This is a genomic window from Nonomuraea harbinensis (assembly GCF_019396385.1).
Taxonomy (GTDB): domain Bacteria; phylum Actinomycetota; class Actinomycetes; order Streptosporangiales; family Streptosporangiaceae; genus Nonomuraea; species Nonomuraea ferruginea.
In genome coordinates this window covers 320,278-340,669 of the sequence record NZ_JAHKRN010000003.1, presented here as the reverse complement: position 1 = coordinate 340,669, position 20,392 = coordinate 320,278, and the positions used below count along the sequence as shown (strand labels likewise).

The following is a 20,392-nucleotide window of genomic DNA, read 5'->3' as shown; positions in this document are numbered from 1 at the left end:
ACGCCTCCACGTCGGGACCTTCGCCGGCCCTACCGGCACGTTCCAGCAGGTCACCGGCCTGACCAAGCCGCAGATCGACCTGCTCGCCAAGCTCGGCATCCCCCGTCCCAAGCAGGTTCTCGGCCTCCAGCCCACAGCCCGCTGACCAGCCGGAACATCACCGCCTAGAGAAACGCTCTCCCGGCGGCCCGACCTATGTTCACCGAGGTCAGACCCCGAATTCGGCTCTCCAGGCCACCGAATTACGTCGAACGCAGGTCGGCGTGGCCTGGGCGGCGGCCCGCCGCCGACTCGACTCCCTGAAATTCGGCGAACCGGCAGGCGCTCCTCCCCGCACCGCCAAGAAGCAACGCGCCGGCCGCCGCGAAAACGCCGCGGCTGACCGTACCGGAGCCCGGAAAGCTACGGCGACCAGCGCTCACATGGCCCGGAAAGCGACGCTTCAGCTACGGCGGGCACCCGAGCACGGGGTGAGCCAGAGCTTCAGCATCGGCGGCAAAGCAGCCGCAAAAGCGGCAACCACCACTACGGCGCGAGTCCGGACGGACGGAGAGGGGCAAGCGGAGGTGGGCGGGCGACCCGGCCGAGTTAAGACCGTGCCAGGTACCCCCGCGCCCGGCCCACGCCGAAGGCGAAGACCACCAGACCCCGGGCAATCGCGCGAGGCCGGGTCGCCCGCCCACCGCAGCGGCACAAAGACCAGGACACCCCCGCAGCACAAGGACCGAAAAGCCCACAGAGGCGACACAAAAGCCGAAACGCCCACGACCGCGACACATAGGCCGAAAAGCTCACAGAAGCGGCACAAAAGCGGAACCACTCACCACAGCGGCACAAAGGCCGAGAGTCAGCGAACCCCAGCCTCGCGCATGTCCCGAAGCTCCCGCTTGAGCTCCTTGATCTCGTCACGAAGCCGAGCCGCCACCTCGAACTGCAGGTCGGCAGCCGCCTGATGCATCTGCTCGGTCAACGAGTCGATCAACGACTCCATCTGCGCCCGAGGCATCTCCCCCGCGATCGCCTTGGCATGCTGCCCCGCCTTGGCGGCGAACCCCGGCACCGGGGCCTTGCCCCGCGACTGGGACCGCCCACCCCCCATGAGCTGCCGGGTGTCGGCGTCCTCCCGCTGCAACGAGTCGAGGATGTCGGCGATCTTCTTGCGCAACGGCTGCGGGTCGATGCCGTTGGCCTTGTTGTAGGCGACCTGCTTGGCCCGCCGCCGGTTGGTCTCGTCGATGGCCCGCTCCATCGACGGCGTGACCTTGTCGGCGTACATGTGCACCTGCCCGGACACGTTACGCGCCGCCCGCCCGATCGTCTGGATGAGGGACGTCTCGGACCGCAGGAAGCCCTCCTTGTCGGCGTCGAGGATGGCGACCAGCGACACCTCGGGCAGGTCGAGCCCCTCACGCAGGAGGTTGATGCCCACGAGCACGTCGAACTCGCCGCTGCGCAGCTCCCGCAGCAGCTCGATGCGGCGCAGCGTGTCGACCTCGCTGTGGAGGTAGCGGACCCGGATGCCGAGCTCCAGCAGGTAGTCGGTCAGGTCCTCGGCCATCTTCTTGGTCAGCGTGGTCACGAGCACCCGCTCGTCGCGCTCGGCCCGCTCGCGGATCTCGTGCACCAGGTCGTCGATCTGCCCCTTGGTCGGCTTGACCACGACCTCGGGGTCGACCAGCCCGGTGGGCCGGATGACCTGCTCGACGACGTCGCCCTTGACCCGGCCCAGCTCGTAGGGCCCGGGGGTGGCGGACAGGTAGACGGTCTGCCCGATGCGCTCCAGGAACTCCTCCCACTTCAGCGGCCGGTTGTCGAGCGCGGACGGCAGCCGGAAGCCGTGGTCGACGAGGGTGCGCTTGCGGGAGGCGTCGCCTTCGTACATGGCGCCGATCTGCGGCACGGTCTGGTGGGACTCGTCGAGCACCAGCAGGAAGTCCTCGGGGAAGTAGTCGAGCAGCGTGTTGGGCGCGCTGCCGGCCTCGCGGGCGTCCATGTGGCGCGAGTAGTTCTCGATGCCGGAGCAGGTGCCGATCTGGCGCATCATCTCGATGTCGTAGGTGGTGCGCATGCGCAGCCGCTGCGCCTCCAGCAGCTTGCCCTGCCGCTCCAGCTCGGCGAGCCGGTCGGCCAGCTCGGCCTCGATGCCGGCGACGGCGGCGGACATCCGCTCCTCGCCCGCCACGTAGTGGGAGGCGGGGAAGATGTAGAGCTCGTCGTCCTCGGTGATGACCTCGCCGGTGAGCGGGTGCATGGTGGACAGCTTCTCGATCTCGTCGCCGAACATCTCGATGCGGACGGCGAGCTCTTCGTACTTGGGGATGATCTCGATGGTGTCACCGCGGACCCGGAACGTGCCGCGGGTGAAGGCGAGGTCGTTGCGGGTGTACTGCATGTCGACGAGGCGGCGCAGCAGCCGGTCGCGGTCGATGTCCATGCCGACGCGCAGCCGGGTCATGCGGTCGACGTACTCCTGCGGCGTGCCGAGGCCGTAGATGCAGGACACGGAGGCGACCACGACGGTGTCGCGGCGGGTCAGCAGCGAGTTGGTGGCCGAGTGGCGCAGCCGCTCGACCTCGTCGTTGATCGAGGAGTCCTTCTCGATGTAGGTGTCGCTCTGCGGGACGTAGGCCTCGGGCTGGTAGTAGTCGTAGTAGGAGACGAAGTATTCGACCGCGTTGTTGGGCAGCATCTCGCGCAGCTCGTTGGCGAACTGGGCGGCGAGCGTCTTGTTGGGCTGCATGACCAGGGTGGGCCGCTGCAGGCGCTCGATGAGCCACGCGATGGTGGCGGTCTTGCCGGTGCCGGTGGCGCCGAGCAGCACGCTGTCCTTGGCCCCGGCCTTGACGCGGCGCTCCAGCTCGGCGATGGCCGTCGGCTGGTCGCCCGAGGGAGTCATCTCGGTGACGACCTCGAACGGCGCCACCTTCCGCTGCAAATCTGTGACCGGACGCATACTGCCCACTGTAGGCGCAGCCACTGACATAAACCGTCAGGCCGATCGCTCACCGATGCGCGGGAACGGCGTGGTGGAGAAGACGACCTCCACGGGCACCTCGAAGTATCCGGCGATGCGCAGCGCCAGGTAGAGGCTGGGACTGTATTCGCCGCGCTCCAGGTAGCCGATCGTCTGGTAGTGCACCCCCAGGGCGTCGGCGAGCTGCCTTCGGGTGACACCACGCTCGGCCCGCAGCAGGGCGATGCGGTTGTAGACGTTCTCGCTCATCGTCGCCCATCTTCTCAGCCGATCCGCTGCATGGCGCGGTGACGGCGCTGCTCCATCAGCGAGCCGGACTCGCGCCTGGCCATCCTGCGCAGGATCGGCGGAGCCAGCACCAGCCCGGCCACGGCCCAGGCGGCGAGCACGAGCGTGGTCTCGACCGGGCGCCACGAACCGCCGATCTCCGCGGCGGCGGCCGAATCGGGCAGCAGCGCCGAGCGCATGCCGAGGCCGAGCCAGTAGAGCGGGAAGACGTGGGCCAGGCCCTGCAGCCAGCCGGCGAGCGCGGTGATCGGGTAGAAGACCCCGGAGATCGCGGTGAGCCCGCCGACGGTCAGCATCACCAGCCCGCCGGCGGCCTGCGGGCTGCCGGCCACGGCACCGATGACCGCGCCGAGCGGGAGCGCCGACAGGAGGCCGAGCACCGTGATCCAGGCGATGGTGAGCCAGCCGCCGACCCCTGTGCCGGCCAGCTCCGGTACGAGGAACAGCCCGGCGACGAGCAGCACCACCAGGGAGGCCAGGGTGGATATCGAGAGCACGACGACCTTGCCGACGAGGTAGCCGACCATGCCCTGGGGCAGCGCCTTGGCCCTGAGCAGGGTGCCGTCCTCACGCTCGACGGCGAGCGTGCCCACCGCACCCATGAGCGCGTTGATCGGGATCATCAGGCCGAGCAGGCCGGGCAGCGTGGCCGCCGCCAGGGAGAGGTCGGTGCCGGGCAGGGTGGCGTCGCGCTGGAAGTAGAGCACGACGACGAAGGCCGCGGTGGTGATCACGACGAAGCCTATGTCCTGCGCGCTGGTCACCTGATGCTTGAACTCCATCCACCCGCGGGCGAACCCCAGCCGGGCGGCGTGCAGCGTGGGGTTCACGCTTCCTCCCTCTTGACGATGGCCATGTAGGTGTCCTCCAGGGTGGCCCGGCGCACCTCCAGGTCGGTGATCCCGCTGCCGTGCTGCTCGAACAGGCCGCGGACGAAGGCGGTGGCGTCGTCGGTGGCGTGCACGAAGTGCTCGCCGTCGCGGCTCCAGCGCACCTGGGCGTCACGGGAGACCTGGCGGGTCAGGCTGTCGGGGCTGCCGTCGGCGACGATCTTGCCGCCGGCCAGGATGAGGATGCGGTCGGCGAGCTTCTCGGCCTCGTCGAGGTCGTGCGTGGTGAGCAGGATCGTGGTGTCGTCCAGGTCCGACAGGCGGTGCACGAGGTCGTGGAAGTCGCGCCTGGCCTGCGGGTCGAAGCCGGCGGTCGGCTCGTCGAGGAAGAGCACCTCGGGGCGGCCGACGATGCCGATGGCGACGTCGAGGCGGCGCCGCTGGCCGCCGGAGAGCCGGCTGACGCGCTGGCCGGCGTGCTTGCCGAGGCCGACCGCCTCGATCAGGTCGGCCGTGTCGAGCGGCAGCCGCCCGGGCTTCGCGTACGGCACGTAGTAGCGGCTCAGATGGTGCAGGAGCTGGTGCACCCGCCAGCGGCCGTGGTCGCGCCAGGACTGCAGGACCACGCCGATCCTGGCCCGCCACGCCTCGCCGCCGCGCGCCGGTTCGGCGCCGAGCACCCGCACCCGGCCGCCGGAGGGGATCCGGAAGCCTTCGAGTATCTCGATCGTGGTGGTCTTGCCCGCGCCGTTCGGCCCGAGCAGGGCGATCACCTCGCCGGGCGCGACGGCGAAGTCGACGCCCCGCAGCACCTCCTTGTCGCCGTACGTCATGCGCAGGCCGCTGACCTCGATCGCGGTGCCCTCGTTCGTCACATTGAGGTCACCGTCCAGTTCTCTGGTGGTGCTCATGACCCCCTCCGATGTAGTAGGACTACTACATTCCTAGCACGACTACTACTTATGGCAATAGACGTACGACACCGCTTTGCAAGCAGATGGCAAGCCTCACCCGATACGGTCTGAATTCGCTTGTAGCGGAAGAGGAAGGTTTCATGTCACGACCCAGAGAGGCCCTGAGGCAGGCGGGCCAGGGCGTAGCCCAAGCGGTCGCCCAAGGAGGAAACGTACGTCAGGCTGTCGGACAGGCCATGGGCCAGGTCGTCCAGCAGTCCGGGCAATACACCAACCAGGTCCAGGGGTTCGCGCTCAACCCGCACGACTTCGCCGCCGCCCGTGACGGCGGCGTGTCGGTCGGCACGCTGATCGAGGCGCGCACCGCCTCGCTCAACGAGGCCGGCGAGATCGTCAACCGCAGCTTCGCCGAGAACGGCATGCACGTCATCTCGCCCGTGGTGATCCCCAAGAGCGGCACCGCCAAGGTCGTCGTCCCCCTGGTCATCCTGGTGGCGCTCGGCCTGATCGGCGCGCTCGGCAACGTCATCCCGAACACCGACCTGTTCTTCGGCCCCCACTACTGGGTGGTCCTGGTCCTGGCCGCGGCGTTCCTGTGGTGGCGGCGCAGCGTGGTGATGGTGCCGGAGGGCTGCAAGGCGCTGATCACCCAGTTCGGCAAGCTGGTGCACATCGCCGACCCGGGCCGGGTGACGCTGTTCAACCCGTGGAAGCGGGTCAGCTACATCGTCAACACCACCCGCGAGTACCCCTTCAACGCGCCCATCAGCGAGGCGCCGACCCAGCAGGGCGTCAAGGCCAGCGTCGACCTGTTCCTGCAGTTCAGGATCGAGAACCCGGCCGAGTTCATCTTCGTGCTCGGCTCGGTGAGCGGCTTCCAGTCCAAGCTCCAGAACGCCATCAGCGAGGTCACCCGTTCCCTCATCTACGCCCAGCGCGCCGAGGAGATCTACGACCTGGTCGGCGAGAGCACGCACGGCATGCTCGACAGCCTGAACCAGCAGTTCCTGCCCGCGGTGCGGCTCACGGACGTGAACATCACCCACGCCGAGCCCTCCAGCCAGGAGTACCGCATGGACCTGGCCGCCCCCGAGATGGTCCGGGTGGCCAAGGAGGCCTACACCTACGAGTACGAGCTCAACCTGCGCAAGGAGCAGAACGAGGGCGACCTGGTCAAGGAGCTGGCCGGGCTGCAGGAGACGCTGAGCGCCATCCAGGCCGAGATCGCCGGCTACCAGGCGCGGATGGACACCGCGCTGGAGCGGGCCACCCACCAGGCCACCGCTCAGGCCAGGCAGCGCCTGGTCGAGGCCGAGTCCGAGGCCAAGGCCAACTCGGCGCTGCTGGAGGCGCAGGCGCTGGACATCCGGGCGCTGAGCGCGGCCGAGGCGCCGGAGATCCTCGACTACCGCTTCCAGCAGGACCTGCTGGACAAGCTGGAGTCGGTCGCGAACCGGCTGCCGCAGGTGGTGCACGTCGGCGAGCAGAGCGACATCGACTTCCTCCAGCTGGCCCAGAGCCTGGTCGGCGGCAAGGAGGCGGTGCTGTTCACGCCCGAGGACATGGCCGCCATCCGCGTCAGGCTGCAGCAGATCGGCACCCGCGTGTCCGGTCGTGAGGCGGAGATCAACGCGCTGCTGAAGCGGGTCGCCGACGAGGTCACGGAAGCCCCGGACCTGGAGATCACCACGGAGGTCGAGCGATGAGCCGCGAGTTCTCGAAGATCAAGGAGTCGCTGGCGTCCTGGTCGGAGATCCGCCAGCTGCTGCGCGGCGGCGAGCAGGGCCAGCTCGTGCCCGTCGTCATCCCCAAGGACCGGCGCGGCTTCAGCTGGATGATCCTGATCTTCCTGGCCGTCTACTTCGCCGGCATGGCGGTGCTGACGGACTGGACCGTCCTCGCCGCGCTGGCCGCGCTGTTCTTCCTGGTCGTCGCGCTGCTCACGATGTGGCGGCGGGCGATCATCGAGATCGAGGAGGGCACCACCGGGGTGCGCAGCCGCTGGGGCGCGATCGTCTCCACGCTGCCTCCCGGCCGGCACTACCTCTGGCTGCCCTGGGACCGGGTGGACGCGGTCGTCGACACCTCGACCGAGATCCCGTACTCGGCGCCGATCGTGGCCTGCCCGACGGCGGAGAACGTGCCGCTGAAGTCGATCGAGTTCTTCCTGAAGTTCCGCATCGTGGACCCGGTGGCGTTCGTCCGCACGATCGGCGCCGGCAACTTCGACCTGGTGCTGTCCAGCGCCGTGCAGGACGCGATCCGGCAGCGCAGCCGCAGGGTGAACACCGAGCGGGCCTACGACCTGCGCGGCTCGGACGTGGGCGACATGCAGGACGCGCTCAACCGCCAGCTCGGCCGCTACGGGGTGCGCGTCACCGGCGCCAACATCCCCGACGTGCAGCTGCCCGACCAGTACCAGCAGCACCTGTCCACCCGCGAGAAGGTGGCCAAGGAGCTGCAGGCGTACGAGCGCGAGTGGGAGCTGACCCGCAAGCGCCGCATCGACACCCTGCTCATGGAGATCGAGCGGGCCAAGAAGACCCGCGACGCCCGGGTGGTCGAGGTCAAGGCCGCGCACAACACGGCGCGCAAGGACGTGGCCCGGATGCTGGAGGAGCAGGAGACCGAGGCGCAGCGGGTGCGCTGGGAGATCGAGGCACGCGGCCGCGCCGAGCTGACCGCCGCCGAGAACGAGGCCAAGGCGCTGCGCCGGCTGGCCGACTCCTACCGCGACAACCGGGCCGTGCTCCAGTACGAGCTCGCCCGCAGGCGCCTCGACGTGGGCGCCACCCTCGCGGAGAAGGCCCCGCAGCCGCTGGTGGTCCGCACCCAGCAGGGCGGCGGCGACTCCGCGTTGTCCACGCTTCTGCTGGCCCAGTTGCTCCCCCGGATCTCGGCCAACGGCGGGAGCCTCGGGGCACAACCACCCACCACATAGGAGAACCCCCATGGTGTTCCGCAAGCTGATGGCCGCGTTCGGCGCGGGCGTCGAGGTAGACACGGTCCTGTCGAACGCCAGCGTCCGCCCCGGCGAACCGCTGCGCGGGGTGGTCCACTTCCGCGGCGGCGGCTCCGACTACAAGGTGGAGGCCATCACCGTCGACCTGACGGCCGTGGTGGAGGTCGAGTCCGGCGACAGCGAGTACAAGACGACGTACAGCTTCCTGCGCCAGCAGGTGTCGGGCCCGCTGCAACTGGCGGCCAAGGCCGAGCACCGGCAGCCGTTCGAGATCCCGGTGCCGTGGGAGACGCCGATCAGCGCGATCGGCGGCCACCCGCTGCGCGGCATGCGGCTCGGCGTGCACACCGAGCTCGCGCTCGCCGGCGCGCTCGACAAGGGCGACCTGGACCCGCTGTTCGTCAACCCGCTCCCGGCCCAGGACCACGTGCTCGCCGCGCTGGACCGGCTCGGCTTCCGGTTCAAGAAGGCCGACCTGGAGCGGGGCACGCTGCACGGGTCGACGATGCCGTTCTTCCAGGAGATCGAGTACTACGCGGGCGGCTCGTGGCGGCGCCACTTCAACGAGCTGGAGCTGACGTTCATCGCCGGCCCGCGGCAGATGGACGTCATCCTGGAGGCCGACCAGCGCGACGGCTTCCTGCGTGCCGGCCAGGACACCTACAACCGCTTCACCGTCCGCCACGACGAGCACCCGGCGGGCGTCGACCAGGCCCTCCAGCGCGGCCTGGAGTCGATGGCGCGCAGGCGCGGCTGGTTCTAGCCCTTCCTGGCCACCGCCAGCAGGTGGCCGCTCACTCCCAGCAGTGACGGCACCGATTCGAGCCGACGGGCGGCGTCGAGCAGCAGCTCGCGCCGCCCTTCGTCGTCCAGCCACACGTCGATGTCGCCGTACAGCCAGAACGCGCCCTCCAGCCCGTACCGGACGGGCTCGGCGAGCCCGGCGTCGGCGAACTCCCCGATGATCTCGTCGGGGTCGTGGAAGAAGCCCCGGAACCCGCCCTCCCGAGGGGACACCATGAGCCCGGTGTCCGCGGCGTGGTACTCGGCCGCCAGATGCTCCGGCCGCAGCGCGAAGCCGCGGGCGAACCCGTCGTGCAACCCGGAGAAACGGCTGATGAACGCCGCCACCACCACCCCGCCGGGGCGCACCGCCCGGCGCGCCTCGGCCAGCGCCCGCACCCGGTCGTAGCGCTCGGTCAGGTGGTAGAGCGGCCCGAGCAGCACCACCGCGTCGGCCCCGCCGTCCGGCGCGGGCAGCGCGCGGGCGTCGCCCAGCCGCGCGGTGACCCCAGGCAACCGCTCGGCCCGCGCCACGTGCAGCGGCACCGGGTCGATCAGCTCCACGTCGTAGCCGTCGGCGGCCAGCCACTCCGCGTGCACGCCCGTACCGCCCCCCACGTCGAGAACCCTGGCGGGAGCCGGTGGCAGCACCCGGCGCAGCACGTCCTGCGTACGCCAGAACTCCAGCCGCCCGACGCCCTCACGGAGCCGGGTCACTTCGCCGCCCTGCTCGTAGTAGCCAAGGGTCTCCGGGTCGATGGTCATGGCCGTTGATCCTCAACGGTACGGGGGACGCGCTTTCCCTGTGCTAGCCCCTGGCCTGGCAGCGTCGTTACCATGACGGCGGGACTGACTGTTCGTCGGACGGGGCAGCGATGGCACGGTTCGTGGGGGCGTTGAAACGGATCGCGCCGTGGGCGGTCCAGAACGCCGACGTCGCCATCGCGTTGCTGCTGGCCGTCGTGGTGGGCGTGCTCGGCATCATGCCCGACGAGATCTTCGGCGACAACGGCGCCACCGTGCAGACGCAGCTCGTCAGCGCCGCGACGCTGGTGATCCTGGCGCTGGTGGCCACCGCGCTGCTGCGCGACCGGGCCCGCCAGGCGCCGATGGAGGCCATCACCTCCGACGTGCTCGGCCGGCTGCCGACCAGGCTCGACCGGCTGGAGCAGATCGAGTCGCTGGTCGACCGTACCCGCAAGGCGCTGGACGCGCTGCAGCTCGTCCGGGTGCTGGGCAGCTCGCAGGAGATCGCGCAGGCGCACGCCGAGGCGCGCGAGGACACCACGCGGTGGAGCTTCAAGGGCGGCACCGGCACCTACCTGCGCGCCGTCACCCTGCCCGCGTGCGTGGCGGCCGCCCGCCGCGACAAGCGCCACCTGACCGTGCGCATCGAGGTGATCGACCCGGCCGACGTCGAGGTCTGCGAGACGTACGCGCACTACCGGCGGTCGCTGTCCGACCTGCCCGACGGCACCGGCGAGCGGTGGACCACCGACCGGGTCAGGAAGGAGTCGTACGCGACCATCCTGGCGGCGTTCTGGCACCGGCAGCGTTACGGGCTGCTCGACATCGGGGTGGGCCTGTCGTCGACGATGACCACGTTCCGCTGGGACCTGTCCAGCAGCCGCCTCATCATGACGGTCGAGGACCCGAACCGCGCGATGACGGCGCTGGCCGGCACCTTCTACTACGAGAACTGCGACACCGAGCTGCGGCTCAGCTTCGAGCAGGCGCGCCGGGTCCCGCTGGACAAGTACCGGAGCGTGCAGCTCGGCGACGAGCCCACGATCGAGGAGGTGCAGGACCTGTTCGAGCGGATCGGTGTGCCGTTGCCCAAGACCTACAACGGCCGCGACGTCGTCGACATCGCCCGCAAGGCGCTGCGCGCGGTCGACCCCTATGGCGAGCCGCTGCGGGAGACGGCGGTCCCATGAGCTACGGCGGCGTCTTCCAGCGGCTCGCGCGCGGCGAGGCCAGGGCCTGGGCTCTGGCGGCGATCTCCGGTGACGGTCTGCGCGGCGTGCGCCACCCGCTCGGATTCGTCTGCCTGCCGCTGGAGCGCGACGGCGGCGAGGGGGTATGTATCCATCTGTGGTCCGACTCGCTGGCGCCCGCGCGCAGCACCACCTCGCAGATCCACTGCCACAGCTGGGACCTGGTCAGCCACGTACTCTACGGCCAGGTGCGCAACGTGCACGCCGTGGTGACCGACGCCGGTCACGACGCCACGCACCGGGTGTTCGAGGTCGTCAGCGGGCCGGGCGGCGACCGCATCTCCCCCACCCCGCGCACCGTCCGTCACGAGACGGGCCTGGTGGAGGTGTTCGGGCCCGGCGACACCTACACGCTGCCGTCAGGACGCTTCCACAGCAGCGTCGTCCCCGAGGGCGGGGAGACCGCCACGATCGCGCTCGGCCGGAGCCGTCCGGGCAGCCGCGACCTGTCGCTCGGCCCGCTCCGCACGGGCGGCCACCACGTGCCGAGGCAGGCGCTCGACACCGCTGAGACGGCGCTGGCCGTCCGACTGATAACCGCCCACCTGAGCTGAGGGGTTCCCGATGGATCTGGATCACGCCCGCGCGGTCGCCGTCGAGGCCGCCGAGGCCGCGGGGGCGCTGCTCCTGGAGCGCACCCGGGGCGAGGTCGGAGTGCGCCAGAAGGGCGACGCCGGCGACGTGGTCACCGATCTCGACCTGGCGTCGGAGGAGCTCCTGGCCGGCCGGATCCTGACGGCGTTCCCGTCACACTCGGTGATCGCCGAGGAGTCGGGCCTGCTGGGCGCCGCGGGCGGCGAGTGGACGTGGCTGGTCGACCCGCTCGACGGCACCAACAACGTGGCCATCGGCCTGCCCGCCTACGTGGTCGGGCTGGCGCTGTGCCGGGCCGGCCGGCCGGTGCTCGGCGTGGTGCACGACCCGGTGACGGCGCGGACGTGGTCGGCGATCCAGGGCCGCGGCGCGCTGGCCCCGTCGGGGTCGCGGCTGTCGGCGTCCTACCGGCCCTCTCCGCACGGGCCGCTCCTGGCTTGGACCCAGGGGTATGCTGTGAGCAGGCAAGACGCCAGAGCGTGCCTGCTGAAGTCGGCCCTGGAGCTGAGCGCCAGACGAGTGCTGCAGCTGTGGGCCCCGTTGCTGCAGTGGGTGATGCTCGCCCGTGGCGACATCGACGGCATCGTCGGCTACCGCGCGGAGGCGATCGATCTGCCGGCCGGGGCGCTGATCGCCCAGGAGGCGGGCATCGAGATCCGGGCGCTCGACGGCGGGCCGTTCGAGGAGAGCATCGACGGCGGCGCCGGAGATCGCAGTTTCGTGGCCGCGCACCCCAAGGCCCTGCCGGGCCTGCTGGCCCTTGTCAGCTGACCATCCGGCGAGGTGGGAAGGTCGATGACTTCCGTCTGCCGTCGATGTCGATGAAGAGGGTGCTTGGAAGCGGCACCGCAGGGAAAGGAGAGATCACCATGGCGACCATGCTGACCGATGTGACCGTAAGCGAGCCGGCGCGGGTGCTCTTCGCCTCCGCTGCGCAACCGTCCGACGCCTTCACCCCCGAGCGGATCCGTGCGGCCGCCTTCCGCAATCGGCTGGTGACGGCATGACCAATGAGCGGGGGAAGGACTGGGCCCATCCGTGGTTCGCGGTCGTGGTGGGGCCGCGCCCGTCGGAGCAGGTTCCGGAGGAGGACGAGCGCCGCAGGCGCCGCCGCCCTCCCCGGCCGGTGAAGCTCCGGCGCACTACTTGAGCAGGTGCTCGCACGTGCCCTTGCCGGAGGCGACCTTCTCGCCGTCCACGGTGATCCGGCAGGCGGCGGGCTGGAACTGGCCGTTCGCGTCCCGTACGGACCCTGACACGAGGGTGATCAGCCGGCCGGCCTTCTGCTCGGCGGCGGTCAGCTCGATCTCGGCGGTCCTCGACCAGGGCAGGTCCGCGTCGTTCTCGGTGCCGTTCGTGTCGAGGTGGTAGACGATCGGCTGGGCGGAGGTGCCCTTGCCGAGCACTTCCAGCTTGACCTGGCGCACCGCCAGGGCGGAGGCGTCGTCCGTGGCCGGGAGGGTGTCGGCGGACGCCGTGGAGGGCGCCGCTTCCGAGGTGGCGGGGGCGGCGGTGTCGGTGGCGCCGCCGCAACCCGCCAGCGCCATGATCATGGCGAGCGCTGCGATGGTCATCTTTCGTGATTCGGGCATGGCGCCCATTGTCGCGAACCCTTGACGGCTCGTTCGGGACTATCCGAAAGTCACCAGCGCCCACGTGGTGGTGACCAGCCCGACGACGGCCAGACCGGCCCCGGTGAGCAGGAAGCGGCGCATCGGCACCCGCAGGCCGTGGCGGCGGCACGACTCGAACCAGAGCAGCGTGGCCAGCGACGCCCAGGGCGTGATCACCGGCCCCACGTTGGTGCCGACGAGCAGGGCGAACAGCTGGCCGCGGTCGCCGGGCGGGATGACCTCCTCCACGGCCTTGTACGCGGGCAGGTTGTTGATGACGTTGGACAGGCCGGCGCCGACGGCGGCGGTCCTGTACGGGTCGCGGTCCGTGCCGAGCAGCCAGTTCATCAGGTCGGCCAGCCCGTAGCGGCTCAGCGTGGGCACCACCAGGAACAGCCCGGTCACGAAGACGAGCAGTTGCCAGGGCACCAGCCCCCAGGTGAGCCGGGCGCGGTCGCGCACGGCGAAGGCGACGACCACGACGAGCGCCGCGGCGACCGCGGCGACTCCGACCTCCACCCGGGCCAGCAGGGCCACGATGAACAGCAGGCACGCGGCCGAGGCGGCGCCGAACAGCACGCGGTCGCCGACCGGCTGCAGCACGGGCGGGGTGTAGCGCAGCTCGCGCCGCTCGCCGCGGCGCCAGAAGAACGCCCACAGGAACGCCATCGTCACCACGATCGAGACGAGCTGGGGCGCCCACATGCGGGCGGCGAACTCCAGCGGCGACAGCCCGATCTCGTCCATGGCGAGCAGGTTGGTCAGGTTGGACACCGGCAGCAGCAGGCTCGCGGTGTTGGCGAACCAGATGGTCGTCATGGCCAGCGGCAGGGCGGCGATGCGGGCCCGGGACGCCAGGGCGAGCATGACGGGGGTGAGGAGGACGGCAGTCGTATCGAGATTCAGAAATATCGTGATAAATGACGCGAAGGCAGTGCAGAGCAGGAAGAGCGCGACGTAGTTCCCGCGGCCGAGCACCGCCACCCTGGCCGCGATGGCGTCGAAGACCTGGGCCTCCTTGGTCAGCTCGGCGAGCACGATGATGCCGACCAGGAAGACCAGCAGCGGCCCGATCTCCGCCAGGCTCTCGGCGGCGTCGGGCAGCGGGAGCAGGCCGGTGGCCACGAAGAGCAGGCCGAGCGCGAGCAGCCCGATCCTGATCCAGTCGAGCACGCCAAGACGACGCAACACGAGGACGATGATCGCACACGGGCTGCGAAAGGCCGATCCCACGCGTGATACTGGACGGATGGCGCGTGACGGCAGGCCGACCCAGATCTTCGTCAGCTACTCCCCCGCCGACACGGCGTGGGCCACCTGGATCGCCTGGGAGCTGGAGGCGGCCGGCTACCGGACGATGATCCAGGCATGGGACTTCGTGCCCGGCACCAACTTCATCGACTTCATGGACCGCGGCGTCAGCGAGGCCGGGCTGGTCGTGGCCGTGCTCTCGCGCAACTACCTGAGCTCGCGCTACGGGCGGATGGAGTGGCAGGCGGCGCTCCGCGCCGATCCCGACAACCCGTCCAACAAGCTGGTCACGATCCGGCTGGAGGACGTGCGGCTCGAAGGGCTGCTGTCCACGATCACCTGGGTCGACCTGCTGGGCGTCACCGACGCGGGGCAGGCCAGGGCGCTGCTGCTCGGACGGGTGCGCGAGGCGCTGGCGGGCCGGGCCAAGCCGGAGGCCGCGCCGGCGTTCCCCACCGGCACGAGGACGGTCGCCGGTCCCGCGCCCTCGCTGCCGCCGCCCGGCGAGCGGTCCAGGGCGCGCCGCACGCCGGTGTCGGCGCCGAAGTTCCCGCCCGCCACGGGCCCGCATCCGGCGCGCGAGTCCGTCAGCGTGCTCCACATCGGCGGTCCGCGCTTCGGCCGGGCGCTGCCCGACCCCGGTGAGCCGTTCACGCCGGAAGACATGCAGGCGCGCATCTGGGCCGACCTGACCTCCATGTACGACCGGGGGATGCCGCGGCCCGACCTGATGGTGGTCAGCGGCGACCTGACGGAGTCGGGCACCCTCGGCCAGTTCGGGCAGGCCACCCGGTTCGTCACCGACCTGCGGATGCTGATCGGGCTGGAGCCGCACCGGCTGGTCATCGTGCCGGGGCCGCGCGACGTGACGAAGGCCGCGGCCAGCGCCTACTTCATGACGTGCGAGGCCGACGACGTGCGCCCGCAGCCGCCCTACTGGCCGAAGTGGCGCCACTTCGCCGGCCTGTTCGAGGAGGTCTACCAGGGGCTGGACGACCGGGTGTTCGACGGCGGGCAGCCGTGGACCCTGTTCGAGGTGCCCGATCTGAAGGTGGTGGTGGCCGGGCTCAACTCGACCATGGCCATGAGTCATCTCGAGCGCGACGCGTACGCGATGCTGGGCGAGGCGCAGGCTGCCTGGTTCGCCGAGCGGCTGCGCCCCTACGAGGAGCGGGCGTGGCTGCGGCTCGGCGTGCTGGGCCATCCGCCCGACGCGCTGCACGACGCGCCCGCGTACGACCGGCTGCTGGCGCACCGGCTCAACCTGCTCTTCCAGGGCGGCGGGCAGGGCGGCGAGCTCGCGGTCGCCGCGCCGCGCTCCGGCCGCCACCACGTCGTGGAGATCACCTCCGGCGGCGTCAGGATGTGGCTGCCCGACGGCGGCGAGCCGGAACGGTCCCCGAGGGCCTGGCGGGCCGCCCGCGCGACGTTCGCGGGCGAGACGCCCCCCGCGCGGCTGCCCGCCCCGCCGGCCGGGCCCGGACAGCCCGACGGGCGCCAGCCGAGCCCGGTCGACCTGCTGCTCGACCGGATCACCGAGGTGTGCGAGGCCAGGCACGAGCGGGCCAGGATCCGCCGGCTGCGCGACCACCTGGTGGTCACCCATCCTGAGGACGGGTTCGTCCGGCAGACGATGATCGGCGCCCACGTCGGCGACCTGACGGCGGAGGACGCGACGGCCTTCGTGCGGCAGGCGCACGCCACGGAGCTGGCGGCGGAGCTGGTCTACCAGGGGCCGCCCCCGCCACGCGTGCTGCGTGAGGACCTGATGCGGCGGGGGGTGCGGCTGCGCAGCTTCACCGAGTTCCAGGGCCTGCTCGACCTGTCCGGTTACGTGGCCGAGCAGACGGCCAGGCTGACCACCGACCGCCGCTACCCGCCCGACCTGTACGTGCCGCAGCGCTACCGCGAGCTCGACCGGCCGGGCGGCCAGGTCAGGCCGGGCCTGACCGACGAGCTGATGCGGCTGCTGTCGGCCGACCACGGCCGGTTCCTGCTGCTGCTCGGCGACTTCGGCCACGGCAAGACGTTCGCGCTGCGCGAGCTGGCCCGGCGCATCCCGGCCGAGCTGCCCCACCTGACGCCGATCCTCATCGAGCTGCGCGCCCTGGACAAGTCCCACTCGGTCGACGGGCTGGTGGCGGCCCACCTGGCCAACCACGGCGAGGAGGTCATCGACCTGAAGGCGTTCCGCTACCTGCTGCGCCAGGGGCGGATCGTGCTGCTGTTCGACGGGTTCGACGAGCTGGTCACCCGGCTCACCTACGACCGGGCGGCCGACCACCTGGCGACGCTGCTGGCCGCGGCGGAGGACAAGGCGAAGATCGTGGTCGCCAGCCGCACGCAACACTTCAAGTCACACAGCCAGGTGCTGACCTCGCTCGGCGAGATGGTGGGCGTGCTGCCGCAGCGGCGGGTGCTCGGGCTGGAGAACTTCACCCGCGACCAGATCCGCTCCTACCTGCACAACCGGTTCGCCCGCGAGGACGAGGCGGCCGCCCGCATGTCGCTGATGGAGGGCATCGAGGACCTGCTGGCGCTGGCCAGGAACCCGCGCATGCTCACCTTCATCGCCGACCTCGACGCCGAGCGGCTGCGCACGGTCGCCGAGGCCCGCCACACGATCAGCCCGGCGCTGCTGTACGAGCAGATCCTGGAGGCGTGGCTGGCCTTCGAGGAGCACCGCGCCAGGATGCCCGGCTCGGCGGCGGCGCTGACCAAGGACGAGTTGTGGCAGGCGGTGACGGCGCTGGCGCTGCGGCTGTGGGAGACCGGCGAGTCGCTGCTCGGCGTCGAGGAGCTGACCGAGATCGCCGAAACGCTGGCCGACCTGGCGGGCGGCCAGCTCACCCCCGCGCACACCGCGTACGCGATGGGGTCGGGCAGCCTGATGGTCCGCACCGAGGAGGGCATGTTCGGGTTCATCCACGCCTCGGTGATGGAGTGGCTGATCGCCCGCCACGTCGCGGCGACGCTGGAGGCGCCGGCGGTGCTGTCGCGGCGGCCGCTGTCGGCGCTGACCGTGGAGTTCCTGTGCGACCTGGCCGACGTGCGGGCGCTGCGCGCGTGGGTCGCCGACCCGCCCGCCGACGACGTGGCCAGGGCGAACGCCGTCAAGATCGCCGCCCGGCTGCGCACCCCCGCCCGGGCCGACCTGCGCGGCGCGAACCTCAAGGGCGAGGACCTGTCGGCCAGAGACCTGCGGGAGGTCGATCTGACCGGCGCCGACCTGACCGAGGCGACGCTGGCCGGCACCAACCTGTCCAGGGCGGTGCTGCGCGACGCCCGCCTGGTCGGGGCCAGGCTGGACGGCGCGGTGCTCGCCGGCGCCGATCTGACGGGCGCCGACCTGTCGGGGGCGCGGCTGGCCAGGACCGATCTGAGCGACGCGGCCGTGTCCGGCGCCCGCTGGCACCGGGCCGCGCTGATCGACGTGCGCGGCACGCTCCCGCGCCTGCCGGGCGCCGCCGTGGTGCCCGGCCAGCCGGTGGAGACCCAGCTGGCGCCTGCCGAGATCGGGGTCCCGTACGGCTATCACTTCCAGACCAGCCGGCTGCCCGAGCCGATCGCCTACAGCCCCGACGGCGCGACGATCGCGATCGGCCACGACGACGGCGGGGTGCTGCTGTGCGTCGGCGGGCTGCCGGTGCGCACGCTGCAGGGACACTCCGGGCGGGTGTACGCGGTCTCGTTCGCCGGAGGGCTGCTGGCGAGCGGCGCGAGCGACGGCACCGTGGTGCTGTGGGACGCGCTGACCGGTGAGCGGCTGCGCACGCTGACCGGTCACTCCGACGGCGCCTGGCCGGTGCGGCTCAGCCCGACGGGCGAGCTGCTGGCGGTGGGCGGCGGCGACGGCGTGGTCCGGGTGTGGGACACCGCGACGGGCGAGTCCGTCCACCTGCTGGCCGGCCACCAGGCCCCGGTCTACACGGCCTCGTTCGGCGGGTCGGCGCTGGTGACGGGCGACTCGGCGGGCGTCGTCCGGGTGTGGGACCTCACGTCCGGAGAGCTGGTCACGACGCTCGACGGGCACCGCGGCGGCGTCTACCGCGCCGTGCACGCCCCCGGCGGCGCGTTGCTGGCCACCGGCGACGAGGCGGGCACGCTGCGGCTGTGGGACACCCGCACGTGGGAGCGGCGGCACGCGCTCACCGGCCACCGGGGCAGCATCTACTGCGTCACCTTCTCCCCCGACGGTGCGCTGGTGGCCACCGGCGACACCTCGGGCGACGTGCGGCTGTGGGAGACGTCCGGCGAGTTCCGCGGCCTGCACACCACCCACGCGGCGGCCGTCTACCAGGTGGCGTTCTCACCCGACGGGCACACCCTCGCCACCGGCGACTCCGGCGGCGTGGTCCGGCTGCAGACCGTGGGCGGCCCGCACCGCACCGAGCTGACCGGCCACCGCAGCTCGGTGTGGCCGTTCGCGTGGCGACCCGACGGCGCGCAGCTCGCCACCAGCAGCAACGACGGCACCGTGCGGCTGTGGGACCCGGTGTCCGGCAAGTGCCAGCGGGTGCTGCGCGGCCACGGCAGGCGCATCACCTCCGTACGGTTCAGCGCCGACGGCACGATGCTGGCCACCAGCGGCAACGACGGCGTGGTCCGCATCTGGGAGCCGCTCACCGGGCGGAAGCTGACCGAGTTCACCGGCACCTCCGACCGGCTCATCTCCGCGCTGTTCTCCCCCGCGGGCCCGCTGCTCGCCGCCTCCAGCAACGACGGCGGCGTGCACTTCTGGAACGTGACGACCCACGAGTACGAGCGCGAGCTGAACACCGAGACCGACCACGTGTGGGCCGAGGCGTTCAGCCCCGACGGCACCATGCTGGCGACCGCCAACGACGACGACAGCGTGCGCGTCTGGTGGCGTTCCACGGGCCGGCTGGTCACCAACCTGGCCGACCACCGCGGCCGGGTCCGCTCGATCGCCTTCAGCCCCGACGGCCGCTACGTCGCCACCGGGTGCGACGACCGTCGCGTACGGATCTGGCACGTGGAGTCCGGCGGCCGGGTGGCCACCCTCGACGGGCACACCGACCGGGTGTACGCGGTGGCGTTCTCGTCGTCGGGCCGCCTGCTGGCGAGCGCCGGCAACGACGGCCGGGCCCTGGTGTGGGAGCTGCGGCCGGGCCAGCCGTGGCATCCGCTGCTGCGGCACACCCTCGACGGCGGCCGGGGCCGGCTGTGGAGCGTCGCCTTCGACGCGTCCGGAGAGCGGCTGGCGACCGGCGGCGACGACCTGACCGTGCGGGTGTGGGACGCGGAGTCGGGGCGGCTGCTGCACCGGCTGGAAGGGCACGCGCGGCGGGTCTGGTCGGTGGCCTTCAGCCCGGACTCCGACCTGCTGGCCACGGCGGGCGACGACGGGGCGGTCATCCTGTGGCAGGGCGCGGAGCGGCTGGTGACGCTGCTCGGGCTGCCGGAGGGCTGGGCGGCGCTCGCCCCCGACGGGCGCTACAAGGTGCACGGCGAGACGGCGGGGCAGTTCTGGCACGTCGTCGGCATGTCGAGGTTCGAGCTGGGAGAGCTGGACGCCTACCTGCCGGGGGTGCGCCAGGTGCCGCTGGACTCGCCGTTCTAACCCCGGGCGGCGCGCTCCAGCAGCTCGGCCCAGACCTCGTCGGCCCGGGCGTCCAGGTCGTCGAGCGATCCCTCGTTGGGGATCACGACGTCGGCCACGGCCAGCCGGTCCTCGCGGCTCGCCTGGGCGGCGATGCGGGCCTTCGCGTCGTGCTCGGCCATGCCGCGGTGGTCGGCCAGGCGGGCGATGCGCACCTCGTCGGCCGCGTCGACCACGATGACCACGTCGTACATGCCCGCCAGGCCGTTCTCGGCCAGCAGCGGCACGTCGTAGACCACGATCGCGTCGTCGGGCGCCTCGCTCTGCAGCCGGGCGACCCGCTCCCCCACCAGGGGATGCACGATCGCGTTGAGCGCGGCCAGCTTCTCCTGGTCGGCGAAGACGATCGAGCCGAGCTTCTCCCTGTCGAGCGAGCCGTCGGGGCGGAGCACCTCCTCGCCGAACGTCGCCACCACCCGGGCCAGGCCGGGGGTGCCCGGCTCGACCACCTCGCGGGCGATCTTGTCGGCGTCGATGACCACGGCGCCCCTGGCGGACAGCCTTTTGGACACCTCGCTCTTGCCCGAACCGATGCCGCCGGTGAGCCCAATCTTCAGCACAGC

Annotated in this window: 17 protein-coding genes; 9 read left to right on the top strand and 8 right to left on the bottom strand. The window is 71.5% G+C overall.

Annotated features, from left to right (window positions below):
• Positions 1-847: 847 nt before the first annotated feature.
• The 4 genes from uvrB to KME79_RS05020 are packed head-to-tail and all read right to left on the bottom strand — an operon-like array spanning position 848 to position 5,003.
• Positions 848-2,953 carry an excinuclease ABC subunit UvrB gene (uvrB, locus tag KME79_RS05035; protein WP_148032596.1) on the bottom strand — a complete coding sequence of 702 codons (2,106 nt, stop codon included), beginning with the start codon at positions 2,951-2,953 and terminating at the stop codon, positions 848-850.
• A gap of 36 nt (positions 2,954-2,989) precedes the next feature.
• The gene (locus KME79_RS05030) at positions 2,990-3,223 is read right to left on the bottom strand and encodes a helix-turn-helix transcriptional regulator (RefSeq protein ID WP_148032597.1); all 234 of its coding nucleotides are present in this window, start codon (positions 3,221-3,223) and stop codon (positions 2,990-2,992) included.
• 14 nt (positions 3,224-3,237) lie between these two features.
• A complete protein-coding gene (locus KME79_RS05025) occupies positions 3,238-4,092 on the bottom strand; it encodes an ABC transporter permease (protein ID WP_219543468.1) in 855 nt (284 codons plus the stop codon).
• Positions 4,089-5,003, bottom strand: a complete 915-nt coding sequence (locus KME79_RS05020; protein WP_219543467.1) for an ABC transporter ATP-binding protein — start codon at positions 5,001-5,003, stop codon at positions 4,089-4,091. The genes KME79_RS05025 and KME79_RS05020 overlap by 4 nt, the downstream gene beginning before the upstream one ends.
• 143 nt (positions 5,004-5,146) lie before the next feature.
• Here KME79_RS05020 and KME79_RS05015 point away from each other — a divergent pair, with 143 nt between their 5' ends.
• The 3 genes from KME79_RS05015 to KME79_RS05005 are packed head-to-tail and all read left to right on the top strand — an operon-like array spanning position 5,147 to position 8,731.
• Positions 5,147-6,712, top strand: a complete 1,566-nt coding sequence (locus KME79_RS05015) for an SPFH domain-containing protein (protein ID WP_148032598.1) — start codon at positions 5,147-5,149, stop codon at positions 6,710-6,712.
• Entirely contained in the window at positions 6,709-7,947 is a 1,239-nt protein-coding gene (locus tag KME79_RS05010; RefSeq protein WP_219543466.1) for an SPFH domain-containing protein, read from the top strand. Before KME79_RS05015 ends, KME79_RS05010 begins: the two co-directional genes overlap by 4 nt.
• 10 nt (positions 7,948-7,957) lie before the next feature.
• Positions 7,958-8,731 carry a sporulation protein gene (locus KME79_RS05005; protein WP_219543465.1) on the top strand — a complete coding sequence of 258 codons (774 nt, stop codon included), beginning with the start codon at positions 7,958-7,960 and terminating at the stop codon, positions 8,729-8,731.
• On the opposite strand, the gene KME79_RS05000 is transcribed toward KME79_RS05005, so the two are convergent.
• Positions 8,728-9,516, bottom strand: a complete 789-nt coding sequence (locus tag KME79_RS05000) for a class I SAM-dependent methyltransferase (protein ID WP_219543464.1) — start codon at positions 9,514-9,516, stop codon at positions 8,728-8,730. The two genes, KME79_RS05005 and KME79_RS05000, sit on opposite strands and share 4 nt — an antisense overlap.
• 110 nt (positions 9,517-9,626) lie before the next feature.
• On the opposite strand from KME79_RS05000, the gene KME79_RS04995 reads away from it, so the two are divergent.
• From KME79_RS04995 to KME79_RS04975, 5 genes are all read left to right on the top strand, one after another.
• The gene (locus tag KME79_RS04995) at positions 9,627-10,688 is read left to right on the top strand and encodes a hypothetical protein (protein ID WP_246639253.1); all 1,062 of its coding nucleotides are present in this window, start codon (positions 9,627-9,629) and stop codon (positions 10,686-10,688) included.
• Positions 10,685-11,302, top strand: coding sequence for a hypothetical protein (locus tag KME79_RS04990; protein ID WP_219543463.1), 618 nt, complete (start codon positions 10,685-10,687; stop codon positions 11,300-11,302). The genes KME79_RS04995 and KME79_RS04990 overlap by 4 nt, the downstream gene beginning before the upstream one ends.
• A gap of 10 nt (positions 11,303-11,312) precedes the next feature.
• Positions 11,313-12,113 carry an inositol monophosphatase family protein gene (locus KME79_RS04985; RefSeq protein ID WP_219543462.1) on the top strand — a complete coding sequence of 267 codons (801 nt, stop codon included), beginning with the start codon at positions 11,313-11,315 and terminating at the stop codon, positions 12,111-12,113.
• Positions 12,114-12,211: 98 nt separating this feature from the next.
• Positions 12,212-12,349: a hypothetical protein gene (locus KME79_RS04980; protein ID WP_187281244.1), complete on the top strand. Its 138-nt coding sequence runs from the start codon at positions 12,212-12,214 to the stop codon at positions 12,347-12,349.
• A complete protein-coding gene (locus tag KME79_RS04975) occupies positions 12,346-12,492 on the top strand; it encodes a hypothetical protein (RefSeq protein ID WP_187281245.1) in 147 nt (48 codons plus the stop codon). Before KME79_RS04980 ends, KME79_RS04975 begins: the two co-directional genes overlap by 4 nt.
• Here the strand turns inward: KME79_RS04975 and KME79_RS04970 are convergent.
• Both KME79_RS04970 and KME79_RS04965 read right to left on the bottom strand, forming a co-directional pair.
• Entirely contained in the window at positions 12,485-12,934 is a 450-nt protein-coding gene (locus KME79_RS04970) for an MmpS family transport accessory protein (RefSeq protein WP_219543461.1), read from the bottom strand. The two genes, KME79_RS04975 and KME79_RS04970, sit on opposite strands and share 8 nt — an antisense overlap.
• A gap of 39 nt (positions 12,935-12,973) precedes the next feature.
• Complete coding sequence (locus KME79_RS04965) at positions 12,974-14,146, bottom strand: ArsB/NhaD family transporter (RefSeq protein WP_261808658.1); 1,173 nt, start codon at positions 14,144-14,146, stop codon at positions 12,974-12,976.
• Between the two features lie 58 nt (positions 14,147-14,204).
• Between KME79_RS04965 and KME79_RS04960 the strand changes: the two genes are divergently transcribed.
• Positions 14,205-19,790 (top strand): WD40 domain-containing protein, encoded by a 5,586-nt coding sequence (locus tag KME79_RS04960; protein WP_219543460.1) that lies wholly within the window; start codon positions 14,205-14,207, stop codon positions 19,788-19,790.
• On the opposite strand, the gene coaE is transcribed toward KME79_RS04960, so the two are convergent.
• Positions 19,787-20,389, bottom strand: coding sequence for a dephospho-CoA kinase (coaE, locus tag KME79_RS04955; protein ID WP_148032605.1), 603 nt, complete (start codon positions 20,387-20,389; stop codon positions 19,787-19,789). The genes KME79_RS04960 and coaE overlap by 4 nt on opposite strands.
• Positions 20,390-20,392: the final 3 nt, after the last annotated feature.